Origin of the sequence: Paenibacillus fonticola DSM 21315 (assembly GCF_000381905.1) — a bacterium.
Lineage (GTDB): Bacteria > Bacillota > Bacilli > Paenibacillales > Paenibacillaceae > Fontibacillus > Fontibacillus fonticola.
In genome coordinates, this window is record NZ_KB907255.1 from 137,793 (window position 1) to 152,512 (window position 14,720).

A 14,720-nucleotide genomic window follows, 5' to 3' on the forward strand; every position below is an offset into this window, starting at 1 on the left:
CAATTCCCTATGAACCGTATCTGTCTCTCAATATTTCCTCCCTGAACCGGCAGCCAGCTCTTTATAACGGGACGGAAGCTCACCAAAATACTGCTTAAACAGCCTGCTGAAATATTTCGCATCCTGATATCCCACCTGCCTGCTTACCTCCTGCAGTTTTGCTGCGGGATTGTGCAGCAGCTCTTTTGCGCGCTCCATTCTGACCTTCGTAACAAAATCCAGCACCGTCTCCCCTGTCTGCAGTTTGAATTGCTGGCAAAAATACGTCGGATTCATATGGACATGATCGGCGATTTTTTTGATCGTCAAATTGCTGTTGAGATGCGATACAATCCATTCTTTGGCGATTTCCACCGGCTTTGCTGTCATTTGTGCCCGCTCATCGGCCAATGACTGTACGACCTGCCTAAGCATCTGTAGTATGGATACTTTAAGCTCCTGCAGGTCCACTGCTTCACGCACCTTGAGCAGCGCCTCCTCCGCTCGTTCTGCAGACAGCTCGCCGCCCATGGCTTCAAACTGCGCAGAATGGATCAGAATGACCAGATGCAGCGTCGCGTCCAGAATCCGGGGCGGTGATCCGTAAGCTTCAATATGGCGGAATATTTCCTTGAACTGGTCTTCGGCAGCCTCTGTCCTTCCTTGTTCAATGCACCTCTTTAATTTTTGTAACAGCGGTGGAAGAGCGTGATCCGTAAACGTATCTAAACCGCCTTCCGCACCCTCCCCGCCTTCCCTATTTCTAAAGTTTGCGTTCTCATAAGTAAAAACCCGGTTGCCGCCACTCACCAGCCGGTATTGCATAGCCGCCAGCGCCTGCTGCTTGGCATGGGGAAGCATATACAGGTCGTCGATCCATTGTCCGCAGGAGACGGACACGGTAAACGGAGTATAGGTACGGACAGCCCGGCATATTTCATAAGCCATCTTTGCGGCTGTACTGTTGCAATCAGCTGCAGGCTCGTTCGCCGGAAAATGGAGCAGTGTCCAGAAGTCGGATTGACTGCCCCGCCAGCTCCACCCCTGCAATTGCCGTCCATCGTGCGGAGCGGTAATAATTTCACCGATCATGTTGTCCAAGGCGTAGAAGTAGGCTTTCCAGTCTCTGTCCTTAAAGGAGCGGGACTTTACGGGCAGCTTATCCAGGCTAATGTAGAGCAAGCCGTAATTTCCTTCCGGGAAAGCATCTACCCAATATCCCAGGCGGGACAAATCCGTTTCTGTAGAAGTGATGTAGCTTAGCGTTTGTGTTTGCCGGGCATGCTTCAGCATTTCTTCCTTCAGAAGCATCGCTGTCCATTGCTGCTGCTGCAGACGCTGCTCCATCACTTTGCGTTTCACCTCGGCCAGTCTCATAGCAAACTGCTCCCGATCCATAGGCTTTAGCAAATAGTCCGTTGCCCCGCCGCGCAAAGCAGTGCGCACATATTCAAAATCATCGTAGCCCGTTAATACGATCGTTTGAAAAGTGTAGCTCTCACTCGCTTTCTCGATCAAAGTTAACCCGTCCATTTCCGGCATGCGAATGTCGGTAATTAACAAGTCTACCTCCCCCTCATAGCCTGCCAAAAAATCGAGAGCCTGTCTGCCGTCACTCAGCGCCGCCACCACCTGCCACTCTTCACCGCATCCACGCACAAGCCGTTCCACGCCGCGGCAAATTCGCGGCTCATCATCCACGATCAATACTTTTATCGATTGCATTTCTGTTCTCCTTTACGTAAGACAGATTACGGGGAACCCGCTTCAGGCAATGCGGGAATTACGATAATTACCGTTGTACCAGATCCATATTCGCTTTCCAGGCGAACTCCGTATCCTTGACCCAGCATATATTGAATGCGGGCATTGACATTTTCCAAGCCAAATCCTGAATCCTTGCGTTCGGATACGGCATAAAGAAGCCGGTGGTTCAATGCTTGCAGGCGCTCTGCTTCTATCCCCGGCCCGTTGTCTTTAATTTTAAATACGATACGGCGGCGTTCCCGTCCTGAACTCCCCTGTTCTTCTGTGATCGTTATGTTTAAATTCAGGCGCTGCCGCTGCTCCATTCCGTATTTCACCGCATTTTCAACGACCGGCTGTAAAATGAATTTCGGTGTAAATAACATCTCATCTGCCTCTACCGATATGTCAAAAGCGAGCCGATCCTCAAACCGGAACATCTGTATCGTTAAATAATCATGTGCATGAGCAATCTCCTCGGCCAGCGTTACCCAGCGGGATTTATTCGATACCGAGAAACGCAGCATGCGTCCCATGAGCGCTACCATGGAAACAACGGTTTCCTTCTCTCCCTCTTCGACCGCCATACTGATCGTTTCGAGTGTGTTGTATATAAAATGCGGATGAATTTGCGACTGGAGCGCATATAGCTCCGCTTCTTTTTGACTGATTTCGGTCTGCACATTTTTATCAATCAAATGTTGAATGGTGGACACCATGGAGGTGAAGCTTTTTGCTAGTATCCCTACCTCATCCCGGGTATGGATTTGCGGATTGACATCAAAACGGCCTTTTCCAACTTCCTTCATCAGCCGGCTAAGCCGCTCTAGCGGCTTAGTAACCCGCAGCGCAAACACAATCGATATGATCAGCGTCACGAGAGCAAAGCCGACAAAGATGAAATTGTTCACATTTTGCGCCAGTTCCATACGCTGCGTCAGTTCTTTCAAGGGGATGCTATGAACGAGCATCCAGTCATAGGCCTGCGACTCGGATATGCTCATTATCCAGGTCGTCCCCCCCTGTTCCTTGCGAAAGCTGCCATTCTTGACAGGATAGTGATGAATTTCCGGATCATAGCTTCCGATTTTAGCCCGGTCGGAATGATAGAACATTTCGCCTTCACTATGAATGAGCCAGAACTCCGCATTGGGGTTATTCTCAAAGCTGTGCACGATCCCGTCGATAAATGACATTTTGACCGCTATAAATATCGTCCCCAGGCTCGTGCGATTTTCCACGTCGTCGATCTGCTTCATAATTAGTAAATAAGGCTCGTTATTGTCGAACTTCAGTCCGAAATCACTTGAAATGAGCAGCTTGGCTTTACCCCGCAAATCAATATCCTGGCCGTATGGCACGCGCAAATCCTCGTCATCCATTCCGGTGTATTCCATTCTCGAAGCGGCATACAAGCGATTTTTAGACAAAATAAAAACGCCGAGAATTTCAGAGTTGCTGCCCTCCAAATAGTTGCGGGACAAATAATTGTTGACGACGTAACTGTCCGTGTTCAGATTCGCCCTGGATTGATAGGAGTCTTTCCGCAATATGCGCACGACATCGGTAGAATTGAACAGCTGTTCAGGAAGCGCGCTCCATTTCTCGATATGCTGGTCGATTGTATTGTTGGCCTGGTCGAGAAATTTCGGCATATATTCACCGATCTGCTCGACGATGGATTTCGTATATTCGCGAAAGGAAATGACACCCAGCAGCGACATGGGCAGCACTGTCAGCGTGACATAAACGATAATCAGCTTGGAACTGAGCCGAAAATCCCGGAAGCGGCGTTTTCGATTTCTAAAAAGCATACTGATCCACATTTTCCTTCGTAAAATCAAGCGGTTCGCCCATAATGACGGTATCGCCCTTCACTCTGATTTCCCCCACGTTGCGAATATCCTGGCCGTGATAAGGCGGTGCCCCGTCCAGCAAATTTTTGGCCAAAACGACCGTCAGATACCCCAGCTTTTTGGGACTCCATAAAGTAATGTTCTGAACCGTTCCCGCTTCCAGATAAGAGCGCATCAGGTTAGGCGTAGACAGGCCGGCAATATGCAGTCCCGTTACATTGCTGTCGATTAATGCTTTCGCCGCAGCCGGCGGCACTACAGCCGAGGTGCCGATGATCCCGCCCAGCCCGGGGTGCTGTGCGAGCAGCTCCATGACAGCGCTGTAAGCTTTTTGCGGATCGTCGTCCGTCGCTACCGTTTGCAGCAGCGTCATCTGTGGATAATACTCGCGATTTTGCGCGGTAATCCATTTCACCCATTCATTCGTATTAGAAGCTGTAGAGGTTGCGGTCAAAATAACAAAGGTGCCCTCCTCCTCCATCTGCTCTGCAAGCGCATCCATTAAGTGGCGCCCAAGCGTTTCCGGATCGACCATATCAATGAACAGCTCCCGGCCAGACTCTGCCGTATCCGAATCCCAGGTAATGACCCGGATATCGTGCCGCTTCGCCTCCATAAGAACGGGCAAGAGCCGGGTGGAATCATTCGCCGAAATGGCCAGCATATCGACATTCCGGGCAATTAAATTGCGAATGACCCGAATCTGCTGCTCCGTATCCGCGACTGGCGATCCTTCATAAATCAACTCTACGCCCAGATCCATCGCCGCTTCCCGCGCTCCATCCTCCACCTGATTAAAATAAGGGTTTTCAGTCGCTTTTGGAACCATTCCGATCGTATACTTCTCATTCGTTGGCCGGGCCGATGCCTGTATTTCCGTATCTTTGGAGAAAATAACCTCATAGCGTGCAGCTTCATCCTTGTTCAGACAGCTCGTTATGATGAACAATAGCACAAGCAGCCCCCCATATTTCCAGCCACGCCACAAGTCCTCTCCCTCCTTCCCAATTCCTTATTACAATTGCTGTTAAGTTATCATGGCTGCACTTAAGTGTAAAGTACCTTAAAGTACCCACTTATGCAGAAAGCCGAACCCCGTGGTTTCCCGCGAATGTCCGGCTAAGGAGAGACGTTTATGATTTCATGTGTTTAACTCAGCTTTCGCAGCTTTGCAGTTTTTGCAGCGTTCGTGGCTTTCGCAGCTTTTGCAGCTTTTGCGGCTTTACAGGCTTTGCAGTTTTGCAGCTTTGTAGCTTTGTAGCTTTGCAGCTTTGCAGCTTTGTAGCTTGAAATTTGCAAATAAGCAAATAAGCCTCAATGTAAATGGGCAGAACTGGGGCCCGCTACTCAAATTGACAACGAACACTCACTTAGCAGCCAGATGCAAGGATTGTGTATGAAATATCATACATAATCCTCGTGTAGCTGCCTAATGCAGGGAATGTATATGAATTATCATACATAATCCTCGTGAAGCTGCCTAATGCAGGGAATGTATATGAATTATCATACATAATCCTCGTGCAGCTGCCTAATGCAGGGAATGTATATGAATTATCATACATAATCTCCCGTGTAGCTGCCTAATGCAGGGAATGTATATGAAATATCATACATAATCTCCCGTGTAGCTGCCTAATGCAGAGAATGTATATGAAATATCATCTACATTCCTACCATAGCTGCCTATTCCAAGCAGAAAGGAATTGAGATCCTCTGCTCCACGTTCACTCCGCATTAACGAGTACAGCTTTATTATAAAGCCGTATCGCTGGGGCGTGATCCCAAGTCCGGTCCGATAACTAAAGTCGACGCTGAATTCACACCGAGACCTTTACCTACTTTCGTGGCATATTACCAACATCACAGCAAATTACCTACTCGTGATAACTTACGTGATAACTTATCTACCTACGTAACAACTTATCTACCTACGTGATAACTTATCTACCTACGTGATAACTTATCTACCTACGTAACAACTTATCTACTTACGTGATAACTTATCTACCTACGTAGCAACTTATCTACCTGCGTGACTACTTATCTACCTACGTAGCAACTTATCTACCTGCGTGACTACTTATCTACCTAAGTAACAAATTACCTGTCTACATAACAAATTACTCAAACCCGAAAGTTGCTGCATCGGCATCTGCTTTATTACACGGCGAAACTTCGTCAAGCCATTCATCTTCTCAGCTTCTAACCAACAATACACCTAGGTTCAAGCTACTTTTTCCTCCGGTCGAGTAGACATGAGCCTCACGGCTCATGCCCCTCATAGATCCGTACGTGCCCAATTAAGGCATACGGCTCCTCATAACATCGTTTACAGAATTGCAATGATTAGCCATAGATACTCACATAGATTTTGGGCTCAGGTAAAGGGTTACGTTTCAGAAAGAGGTTAAATTGGTCATACGTAAAGCTTCTTTTCTGGCTTCTGCGATTCAACCATTTAAATAATGCTTTGGTAATCTGAAATTTGTATACGGACAGCCCCCGGCTATTGTCGGTTATCCCATAATAGCGGTAATGTCCGATCAGCTTGGCCCGTATAGTTTTCATTAATTCCTTTACATCTTGATGGCGTTCTGCTTTCAGCCATTCTTTGAATGCTTTCACTTTTGCCTTGGACTTCTTTCCGCTTGTTTTCCTCTTTATTCTAAATTTACCCTTGCTGCTTTTGCTGCAATAGTCACCTGTTGCTTTGCTGCCATCCAGTTCCTGGTGGCATTGTGTCAGTAGTTCCTCGTTCATGAGGTGATACAGCGATGTGAATTGCTCTTTTGGCTTTTCTCTTGCAATCTCTGCTATTCTTGCTAGTTTTGTTTGCATTTTCGCCCTACCCCTGTGTGTAGAAAATGTGTCTCTATCAAGAGTGATGATATGTCACTGCCTTTCCTCTACCGACGTTACTCGGTTTCATCGGTACTACGCAGTGTTCCGACTCCCTGTTCATCATTTGACATCCTCCCTTATGATCAGTTGTTTGTCATACTTCTTTCAGAAGAATAGGCAGGGCCTCCCAAGTTGCTGTAAAGTCATTGTATAGCATGCCTGGCTCTACGACCCCGGGAGAGCTCATTCATCCTCGCCCTTGACGCATGAATGAGTGTTGTCTTCCGTACTTTCGAAAACGTCGACCTCTCCGTTTTGCTCTTTTCGTGGCTCAATCACTTTCAGGCCTGCTACCTGACTGTCTACGCTTAACGTCTAGAATTACTTCCAGCCGTCCAAGACTCGCTATTGGTGGCTTGGCTTTGCCTTTCCAAGCAGGATTTCCACCTGCTAAACTTCACAACCTACGCTTGGTCGCACCTAAAGTGGAGTATTTAATAACTAATCACAAGTAATGCAAAGGAAATTCGACTACAAGCTGGAGCTAAAGGATCTTCTTGAACATCGCGATCACTTCATCTTTCGTCGGGATAAACGGATTGCCCGGGGCGCAGGGGTCCTTCATGGCGTTTTCTGCAAGAAGATCCAGATCTGCCTCAGTTACGCCCAACTCGGACAGTTTGGCCGGAATGCCGACTTCCTTGGACAGCTCCTTGATCGCATTCACGACATAATCTGCGCATTCCTTGTCACTCTTCCCGTTCACATCCATTCCCATCGCCTTGGCAATCGGTCTGAATTTCTCCGGTACATGCTTGGCGTTCTCTTCTTCCACGATCGGCAGCAGCATCGCATTACAGACACCGTGCGGCAAATCATAAACACCGCCCAGTTGATGCGCCATCGCATGCACATAACCAAGACCGGCGTTATTGAAAGCGAGGCCGCCGAGAAAAATCGCGTATACCATCTGCTCTCGGGCTTCAATATCATGTCCGTTCTTCACAGTTCGCGCCAAGTTGTTATAAATCAGCTCCACGGCTGCCAGCGCAGTAGCGTCTGTTACCGGATAAGCGCCCGGAGTTACCAGCGCTTCGATGGCGTGCGTCAGCGCGTCCATACCGGTTGCCGCGGTCAGATCGGCAGGCTTGTCCACCATCAGCTCCGGATCATTAACGGAGATCGTCGCGATGCTGTTCTTATCGACCATCACCATTTTCACTTTGCGTTCCTCATCTGTGATGACATAATTAATCGTCACTTCGGCAGACGTTCCTGCTGTAGTGTTCACAGCCACGATTGGCAGCGACTTGTGCTTCGATTTATGGATACCCTCATACTCCGTAATATGACCGCCATTTGTAGCGATGATCCCTATACCCTTTGCCGTGTCCTGCGGCGAGCCGCCACCGAGCGATATGAGGAAGTCACAGCCGTTTGCCCGAAGCGCCTCCACTCCGTCATGCACATTTTTACACGTCGGGTTCGGTTTCACTTCGTCGTAGACTGCATAATCAAGCCCGATTTGATCCAGCACTTTCAACAATTTACCAGCAATGCCGCTCTTCATTAGAAATTTATCGGTTACGACGAGCGCTTTCTTCAAGTTAAGCTCCATAATGTAAGGTCCGATATCCTGGAGACAACCTTTGCCCATAATGTTGATGGACGGAACATAATACACACGAGTACTCATTTTCGACCAGCCTCCCAATCCGTATAGTAAATTATACTTTCAAGTGACACTTTTCACATACTACGCGTCTTTATCGTACCTTGCATTTTCTTCGTAGTCAACATATTACATACTGTTTTTAACTGTTTTTTTATTTTGTTTTGTCTTTTATTGAACGAAAGCCACACAATATGCTGTGGTATTTTATTTGTTTGTGTTTGAGGCCTAAAAAAAGAGCCGTCCCCGGCCCGGTCGATTGCGACCAGCAGAGACAGCCCCTTATTTTCAAAACACGTAGTTTATTCCTCTTATCGGTTCGGCTTAAACGTATTGATGCGTCAGTTTGGAAGCCGCTTCCGCTACCCGGCGCAGTCCCTCTTCAACAATTTCGCCCGCTTTCGCCGGCATCGCGTTATGCCCTTCGATCACAACTTCATCGATGATCTGCATGCCGAACACTCCACCAAATACGTTGCGCATGTAATTTACAGCCATTTCCATTGGCGCCGTTTCCGGCGTGGAGTAAATTCCCCCGCGCGCGCTTAGGAAGATTGCCTTTTTATCCGTCATCAACGGAACGAGCTGGCCTTCTTCACTATATTTAAATGCGTAACCTGCCGCATAGACGTAATCGATAAAAGTTTGCAATTTAGCCGGGATAGTCAGGTTCCATAGCGGGAACGCGAAAACGACTACATCCGCTTCCGAAAGTGCATCCATCGCTTTTTGCTTAGCTGCCAGGATGCGTCCTTCCACATCGCTTAACTCCCCGCCACTCTGAACTTTACCGAAGGCGTCGAACAGATCCTGACCAAAGTAAGGCATGTCTTCAGCGAATACATCATACGTAGTCACGTTCAGTTCCTTTGCCTCTTTGACCGCCTCTATAAATGCTTCGTACATTTTACTCGACACGCCTTCTGCAGCCGGCCGATTGTTTGCTTTTACTACTAATACGTTCATGTAAGATTCCTCCACTTTTTATATCTAGTAGATGTGATAGACATCACTTTTATTTTACCAGATAATCGTTTTAGGTGTCACACCTACAGCCCCAATGGATGGACATTCCTTGTCATCATTTGTCATCTTTTCATCTCTTCCATTTAATTCCTAGCTGTTATTTTAAGTTCTAGCCGTATTTTACTCCTTGCCATCACTTAATTCCCAGCCTCATTCTGCAGCTGAACATAATTTCTAGTGTCTGATCCCCGAAATAATTATGGGCGCTTTCCCGGAAGGCAGCGATGTCCGCATCCAATTCCTTCGATCCCGCTTTGAATACGGTTTGCAATCCCCCCTGGCTTAGGGCGATTCCTACAAATCGCTCGGCATTGCATGGTTCTGTATTATGAAACACAACCTCTCTTGTATAACGAAATACGCCGCTGTTCTGCAGCACACGCAAATGTTCACTTTTATCCCGTTTCATTGCCTGCGCCTCGTGCGCGACCAGTTGTTCAACCAACGCGTCGGCCTTTTCGATTAACTGAAGGTATTGACGTTCCAGGCGCCAGCTTGCGATAGGCGGCCAATCGTAATCATAGGCTGCGAAAATCCCGCCCCGTCTCAAAACCCGATGTACTTCCTGCAGGGTGCTGACGGGTTCCATCCAGTGGAACGACTGCGAACAAGTAATAATGTCAACCGATTCGTCGGCAGCATTCAGTTGATTGGAATAGCCCGGGACAAAAGAAATATGCTCCGCATCTTGATTTTCCCTAAGCTTCTCCTCCGCTTGACTTCTCATGTCGTCATTCGGCTCTACGCCAATGATTCGTTCCGCATGGTCTTTCCAGATCAAAGTGGACAATCCGGTGCCGCAGCCTACATCTATAATCAGCGCAGGTTTTTTCTCCAAATAATTCGTTAAAATCCTCACGACGAGTTCAGGAGCCTCAGGCCGATTCTGATCATACACATTGGCAAACCCGGTAAAGCGCTCGACATTGCTTAGCAAATTTCCTTCTGGTATCACTTGAACCGCCTCCTATGATATGTAATTGCTACCTATTTTAATCCCCCTGATTGCCTCATGCAAACTTGGGAGTTAATGGTTTAGAAGGTTAGTGGTCTAGGAGTTAGTAGATTTGGTGAGAGGGATGAGAGTAAGAGTGGTGAGTGTGAGTTGATGGGATTGGTGAGGTTGATGGGGTTGATGGGGTTGATGGGGTTGATCGGGTTGGTCGGGTTAGTGACGTTGGTGACGTTGGTGACGTTGGTGACGTTGGTCGGGTTGGTGAGAGGGGGGAGTATTGATGAGACTGGTGAGATTGATGGGGGCGGTGGGGGCGGTGGGACTCGCGGGACTAATGAGACCGACGGAATTGGCAGGATTCGTGAACTGGTCATCCGCTAATGGACAGGAGATCCGCTATTTGTTGAAATAGGCCTGTTTCGCTATGCGTACGGACACTGGTTCCGTTATTCGACCAAATGGACTGCAATAAACAGGTTTTTGGGAGCAATAGCGGAACGTAGGTCCGTTAGCGCTCCAAAATCCCCTTAATTTCGCAAATAGCGCCCCCTGTGTCCGTTAACCGTTAGTTTCGCATATGCTAAAACCAGTTGCCCAGTCATTTGCCCGCAAGCTCACACGGCCACACTCAGCCACTAAGACACTAAGCCCACACGGCCACACGGCCACACGGCCACTCAGCCACTCGGCCACACGGCCACACGCCCACCCAAACCCTCCTAGCCGCTCAGCCGGCAACTAACCGACGACAATCACGGCCTCACACCAGAAAAAGCAGAGAAAAAGCAAAGCAAAAGCAAAGCAAAAGCAGATGTGTAAAGAAGTTAAGCGGAAAACCGTGGTGTTTTCCGCTTAACTTTTATTTTGGGTACTTTTTGGACATCCCCTTCAGTTTCTTCGGAATCAACCTTTTCCCCTGCCTGTATCCCAATTGTTCAGTTCAATTTATATGATTCCTAATCGTCAAGCTCCACGTTTTGAATGTTCCCCTCCCCATCGATCGTCCACTCAATTTCAACCCCTTTATTCAACCCAAGGTTGTCGTCGTCTTCAATCGTTACATTGTCCGGAATGGTAATTGTTTGCTGTGTACCATGATCCACTTGAACGGTGACTTCCTTACCGCTAACCTGTGAGATGATCCCCTCATATTCCAGATTAAGCAGGACCAGCCCGCCGTTTGCATCCGTAATCGTGACGCGCTTGCCTCCGTCCGTCAGCAGCTCAATCTTTTTATGATAATTATTTTTCAGAGTGATATCTTTAATTACCCTTTTGACTTTCACACCGGATGGAAGTCCTTCCGTATCCGAAATGGCTGCCGTTCCGTCCTGCTGATGCTTCGGATTGTTCACCGAGTTATTGGAGTTCGCTCCTGTCGATGCCGATGAATCCGCGGCCGGCGCCTCCTTTGTCCCCTGTGCACCAGATTGCGGCTTGCTCGTGCAGCCGCTTAACAAAATACATGTACAAATGACAAGAAGTAGTGTGGAATAGAGACCACGCCTAGTGCTGTCTTTACTATGTGTCATCGTATACCTCCGTAAGTTAAGCTTGATATTGTACATAGCGTATAGTTTTTACAATATCTTTAGTTATTATAAGCTAACGACTTGAAATTCAAAAAACTGTCGAAACCTGTCTTCCTGGCCGATACATAGTATAAAGGGAAAATTTAGGTGAAAGGAGGGTTATTGTGTTAAATCCAGCCAGCGATATTAGAGTATTTGAGACGAAGCCTGATGAAGTGCTCATTCTTACTCCCGATTTTATTTATACGGAGGTATTGAAGGAACAAGAATCCTTGTTTATTGAAGCCATTCAATATGGAGCAGAATTGCCCAAGCATGGAGAGGTATTTGCCATACCTGATATTTTGAAAATTTCATGTAATAAAAAAGGGCGGTTAATTACGGTCGTCACCCGGCTTCAGTTCCGTAAAACCTCTACCGACTTTATCGTTATGCTTGACCCGCATATTCAGGAAGATTTTATCCAGCATCTGCACATACATATGGGTAAGGGGTACAAATACACGAAAGAGGAACTCACAAGCAGCCAGGCAGCAATCAAGCCTTTATTCATTATGCTGATCATCACCGGTCTTGGCATTTTTTTGACCTCGTTTGCCACGATCGCGCAGCAGCAGTCGATAGAAAAAGGCAGAATCGTTAAAGCCCAGGCTCGAATTCTGTACGCTATACTTTCGGCGATTGGCCCGATCGGCGTCATCGTTATTTTTGGCCTGGCTTTTCTGATCTGTCTTATCGTCTTGGTCCGCAGAGTGAAAAATCCACCGGTAATAATGCGTATAAAACATATGAAGCCGCGCATCAGCCTATTCAGCTATTTAAGATAGGACGCTGCTATAGAAAATGGTTAGAGGGGCATTACAGCCCCTCTTTATTTTATTTGAGCTAATGAAAATGAATCTCCGATTGACCTCACTCGATTTCAATTTCCTGTGTGCGGCCGACGTACCAGTTGTAAAAAGCTTGTGCCTCTTTCAGGGGCACGTCCTTCACTCCCGTTCGATGAACCGGCTTGGCCCGATTTACTGTACCGATAGTAGCTAGGCCAAACAGCCGTTGGATTTTACTTTGGGTTACCTTGACTTCAATAATTTTATCTCTTCTGGACACGAATAGAGTAGTAGCAAAGCTTCCTGTTTTCATCTGAATAAAGTTACGGTGCAATATGTACCGGGTATTCAAGTAACCCAGCCATCTGGCAATCAGAACGATTGCAAGCAGAACCGCCGACAAAATCCACCAGGCCAAAAACCTGGGTTGAAATACATACAGGCCAGCCGTTATAATCACCCAGAGCCAGCTTGGGCGCAACAGTCGGATCCACAGCGAGCTGACCGGAAGACGCTTCATCTCCGCCGTCAGTTCATAGGACGGTAAAATCTCGGCTATCATGTCGTATGCGCGTGTCACGGGCAAAAACGGATACAGCGAATTTATTTCCCCTACATTTTTGTCGGATTTCAGGCCCCCTGCACTGATCAGCTTCACCTCGGCAAGCCCCAGCCATCTCTTTAGGACGGACTGCTGAAGTTCCACGGCCTGCACTCTTTCTTTGGCGATAGAGAAGGTCGTTTTGTCCACTACCCCCTTGGCGATATAAATGTGATCCTCGTCGGAAGAAATCTCATACTTTCCATACTTGAGAAAAGTCCTCGCGATTCCAAGCAGCATAGAGGCCAGGATGAAGGCGGCGACAATAACGGCGAAGAGCCATTTGGAGCTCCATATGCTTTGCACGAATCCGCCAGCTTTATCCTCAATATTGAAAACATCATTTATTTTCGAATAAACCGAAATGATCACAGGAATAAGGACCAGAAAACTCAACGATGTAAAGGAAGCTTTCAATATATCTTTTTGCGTTGGAGTAAAGTGAACCGTACGTTGTTGTGCCGTACTCTCCGTCTCATCTGAAGGAATCTCCTCCGCCCCTACGCCCACGGGTTCGGCAGAAGACACTTCCTTGAGCGCCTGACTTTGGCTGACTGCGATGGCCGCTTCTATTCGATCTGCTTCGTGCCTGGAAATAACTTCGAAGGATACGTCCGCCCCCTCCCCTTCCATGCCCGTCTCGAATCTGACCGAAGTCACTCCAAATAGCCGGTGGAACAATGAAGTATGACGATTGATATTCTGAATTTTGGAGAAAGGGACCGTCCATTCAGACTTATTGAATACCCCTTTGTACAGATGAAAGGAACGATCGTCCAGCCTATACTTCTGGGTAAGCCATTTCGCGATAATGGAGCTGACCGACATGCCAAGCGCAACAAAGAATAGGTATCTGCCATAGACGATAAAAGAAGATTCGGATCCAGCCTTTATTAAAAATAAATAAACGACAAAGAATACCGAGTTTCTGACTAATTTCAGCAATTGAAACAGTATCACAAGCGGGTTGTATCGTTCAGCTTTCCTCATGACTCTGCTTCCTTAATTTTGGCATATTGGACAATCTGGCTTCTCAACTGGACTGCAATCTCTTGCGGCAGGGCTGGAATCGTATGGGACGACCCCATCGTTGTGAGCGTCACTGAGCAAAGACCATATTTTCTTAGTAGAGGCCCCTGCTTGGTCGCTACCGATTGAATTTTGGTCATCGGCACTAGCTCATGCCTCTCTACCAATACGCCTGATTTGATTTGCAGAAACTCCTCACTTACGTCGTATCGCCAGCTTTTGTAAAGAAAGAACGGATGAATGAACGTCCATAGAGATCCGAGGATTAAAATTATCGTACTCCCCTTCAAAATCCAACCGGCCCACGCTTTCCAAGAATACCGGTAATCAAGGTAGAACAATACAGCTAAAATCAGGAAACCAATCGCGTTCAAAATAGTTTCACCTATCAACCATACCTTCACTGCATCTTTAGATATTCGCTCCCGCGGAGGAGTCAACTGAGTATACACAAGAGGGCACCACCTATATTTATGAAATGATGTCTTTCTAATGTATACGCAGTTCCTCAAATTTGGTAACAAGTATTTAAATTTGAAATATTTATAATTTACAATATATATATATAGTTCCAAGCTGCTTGCCACAAGCTGCAGGCGAACATAGCAGCGGACGATGATGCATAACCGCACCACCGTCCACAGGGTCGA

At 47.3% G+C, this 14,720-nt stretch carries 12 protein-coding genes; 2 read left to right on the forward strand and 10 right to left on the reverse strand.

Translation table 11 applies throughout. The annotated features are described in order from the left end of the window. Window positions 1–27: 27 nt before the first annotated feature. The 7 genes from G358_RS0112930 to G358_RS0112965 form a co-directional block, all read right to left on the reverse strand. Complete coding sequence (locus G358_RS0112930) at window positions 28–1,704, reverse strand: response regulator transcription factor (protein WP_019637654.1); 1,677 nt, start codon at window positions 1,702–1,704, stop codon at window positions 28–30. Window positions 1,705–1,730: 26 nt separating this feature from the next. Then, a complete protein-coding gene (locus G358_RS0112935; protein WP_019637655.1) occupies window positions 1,731–3,539 on the reverse strand; it encodes a sensor histidine kinase in 1,809 nt (602 codons plus the stop codon). Further along, on the reverse strand, window positions 3,529–4,569 hold the full coding sequence (locus G358_RS0112940; protein ID WP_019637656.1) for an autoinducer 2 ABC transporter substrate-binding protein: 1,041 nt from the start codon (window positions 4,567–4,569) through the stop codon (window positions 3,529–3,531). Before G358_RS0112940 ends, G358_RS0112935 begins: the two co-directional genes overlap by 11 nt. 1,361 nt (window positions 4,570–5,930) lie before the next feature. Continuing rightward, window positions 5,931–6,422 (reverse strand): group II intron maturase-specific domain-containing protein, encoded by a 492-nt coding sequence (locus tag G358_RS0112950; protein ID WP_019637658.1) that lies wholly within the window; start codon window positions 6,420–6,422, stop codon window positions 5,931–5,933. 547 nt (window positions 6,423–6,969) lie between these two features. After that, entirely contained in the window at window positions 6,970–8,121 is a 1,152-nt protein-coding gene (locus G358_RS0112955; protein WP_019637659.1) for an iron-containing alcohol dehydrogenase, read from the reverse strand. Window positions 8,122–8,421: 300 nt separating this feature from the next. Next, window positions 8,422–9,063 (reverse strand): FMN-dependent NADH-azoreductase, encoded by a 642-nt coding sequence (locus G358_RS0112960; protein WP_019637660.1) that lies wholly within the window; start codon window positions 9,061–9,063, stop codon window positions 8,422–8,424. Between the two features lie 193 nt (window positions 9,064–9,256). Beyond that, complete coding sequence (locus tag G358_RS0112965; protein WP_019637661.1) at window positions 9,257–10,078, reverse strand: class I SAM-dependent methyltransferase; 822 nt, start codon at window positions 10,076–10,078, stop codon at window positions 9,257–9,259. A gap of 280 nt (window positions 10,079–10,358) precedes the next feature. Here G358_RS0112965 and G358_RS34290 point away from each other — a divergent pair, with 280 nt between their 5' ends. After that, window positions 10,359–10,490: a hypothetical protein gene (locus G358_RS34290; RefSeq protein WP_276203565.1), complete on the forward strand. Its 132-nt coding sequence runs from the start codon at window positions 10,359–10,361 to the stop codon at window positions 10,488–10,490. A gap of 544 nt (window positions 10,491–11,034) precedes the next feature. Here G358_RS34290 and G358_RS0112975 read toward each other — a convergent pair. Further along, window positions 11,035–11,610, reverse strand: coding sequence for a hypothetical protein (locus G358_RS0112975; RefSeq protein WP_157274356.1), 576 nt, complete (start codon window positions 11,608–11,610; stop codon window positions 11,035–11,037). Window positions 11,611–11,774: 164 nt separating this feature from the next. On the opposite strand from G358_RS0112975, the gene G358_RS0112980 reads away from it, so the two are divergent. Continuing rightward, a complete protein-coding gene (locus tag G358_RS0112980) occupies window positions 11,775–12,437 on the forward strand; it encodes a hypothetical protein (protein WP_019637664.1) in 663 nt (220 codons plus the stop codon). An 85-nt stretch (window positions 12,438–12,522) separates the two neighbouring features. On the opposite strand, the gene G358_RS0112985 is transcribed toward G358_RS0112980, so the two are convergent. Together G358_RS0112985 and G358_RS33670 are read right to left on the reverse strand one after the other, a co-directional pair. Beyond that, window positions 12,523–14,031: a PH domain-containing protein gene (locus tag G358_RS0112985; protein WP_019637665.1), complete on the reverse strand. Its 1,509-nt coding sequence runs from the start codon at window positions 14,029–14,031 to the stop codon at window positions 12,523–12,525. Next, window positions 14,028–14,522 carry a PH domain-containing protein gene (locus G358_RS33670; protein ID WP_019637666.1) on the reverse strand — a complete coding sequence of 165 codons (495 nt, stop codon included), beginning with the start codon at window positions 14,520–14,522 and terminating at the stop codon, window positions 14,028–14,030. The genes G358_RS0112985 and G358_RS33670 overlap by 4 nt, the downstream gene beginning before the upstream one ends. Window positions 14,523–14,720 lie beyond the last annotated feature (198 nt).

What these genes read in the sequence shown, in the direction of transcription:
- G358_RS0112985 (WP_019637665.1), bottom strand. Translation starts at nt 14,031, where the DNA reads ATGAGGAAAGCTGAACGATACAACCCGCTTGTGATACTGTTTCAATTG.
- G358_RS0112950 (WP_019637658.1), bottom strand. Translation starts at nt 6,422, where the DNA reads ATGCAAACAAAACTAGCAAGAATAGCAGAGATTGCAAGAGAAAAGCCA.
- G358_RS34290 (WP_276203565.1), top strand. Translation starts at nt 10,359, where the DNA reads ATGAGACTGGTGAGATTGATGGGGGCGGTGGGGGCGGTGGGACTCGCG.
- G358_RS0112975 (WP_157274356.1), bottom strand. Translation starts at nt 11,610, where the DNA reads ATGACACATAGTAAAGACAGCACTAGGCGTGGTCTCTATTCCACACTA.
- G358_RS0112935 (WP_019637655.1), bottom strand. Translation starts at nt 3,539, where the DNA reads ATGCTTTTTAGAAATCGAAAACGCCGCTTCCGGGATTTTCGGCTCAGT.
- G358_RS0112930 (WP_019637654.1), bottom strand. Translation starts at nt 1,704, where the DNA reads ATGCAATCGATAAAAGTATTGATCGTGGATGATGAGCCGCGAATTTGC.
- G358_RS0112960 (WP_019637660.1), bottom strand. Translation starts at nt 9,063, where the DNA reads ATGAACGTATTAGTAGTAAAAGCAAACAATCGGCCGGCTGCAGAAGGC.
- G358_RS0112955 (WP_019637659.1), bottom strand. Translation starts at nt 8,121, where the DNA reads ATGAGTACTCGTGTGTATTATGTTCCGTCCATCAACATTATGGGCAAA.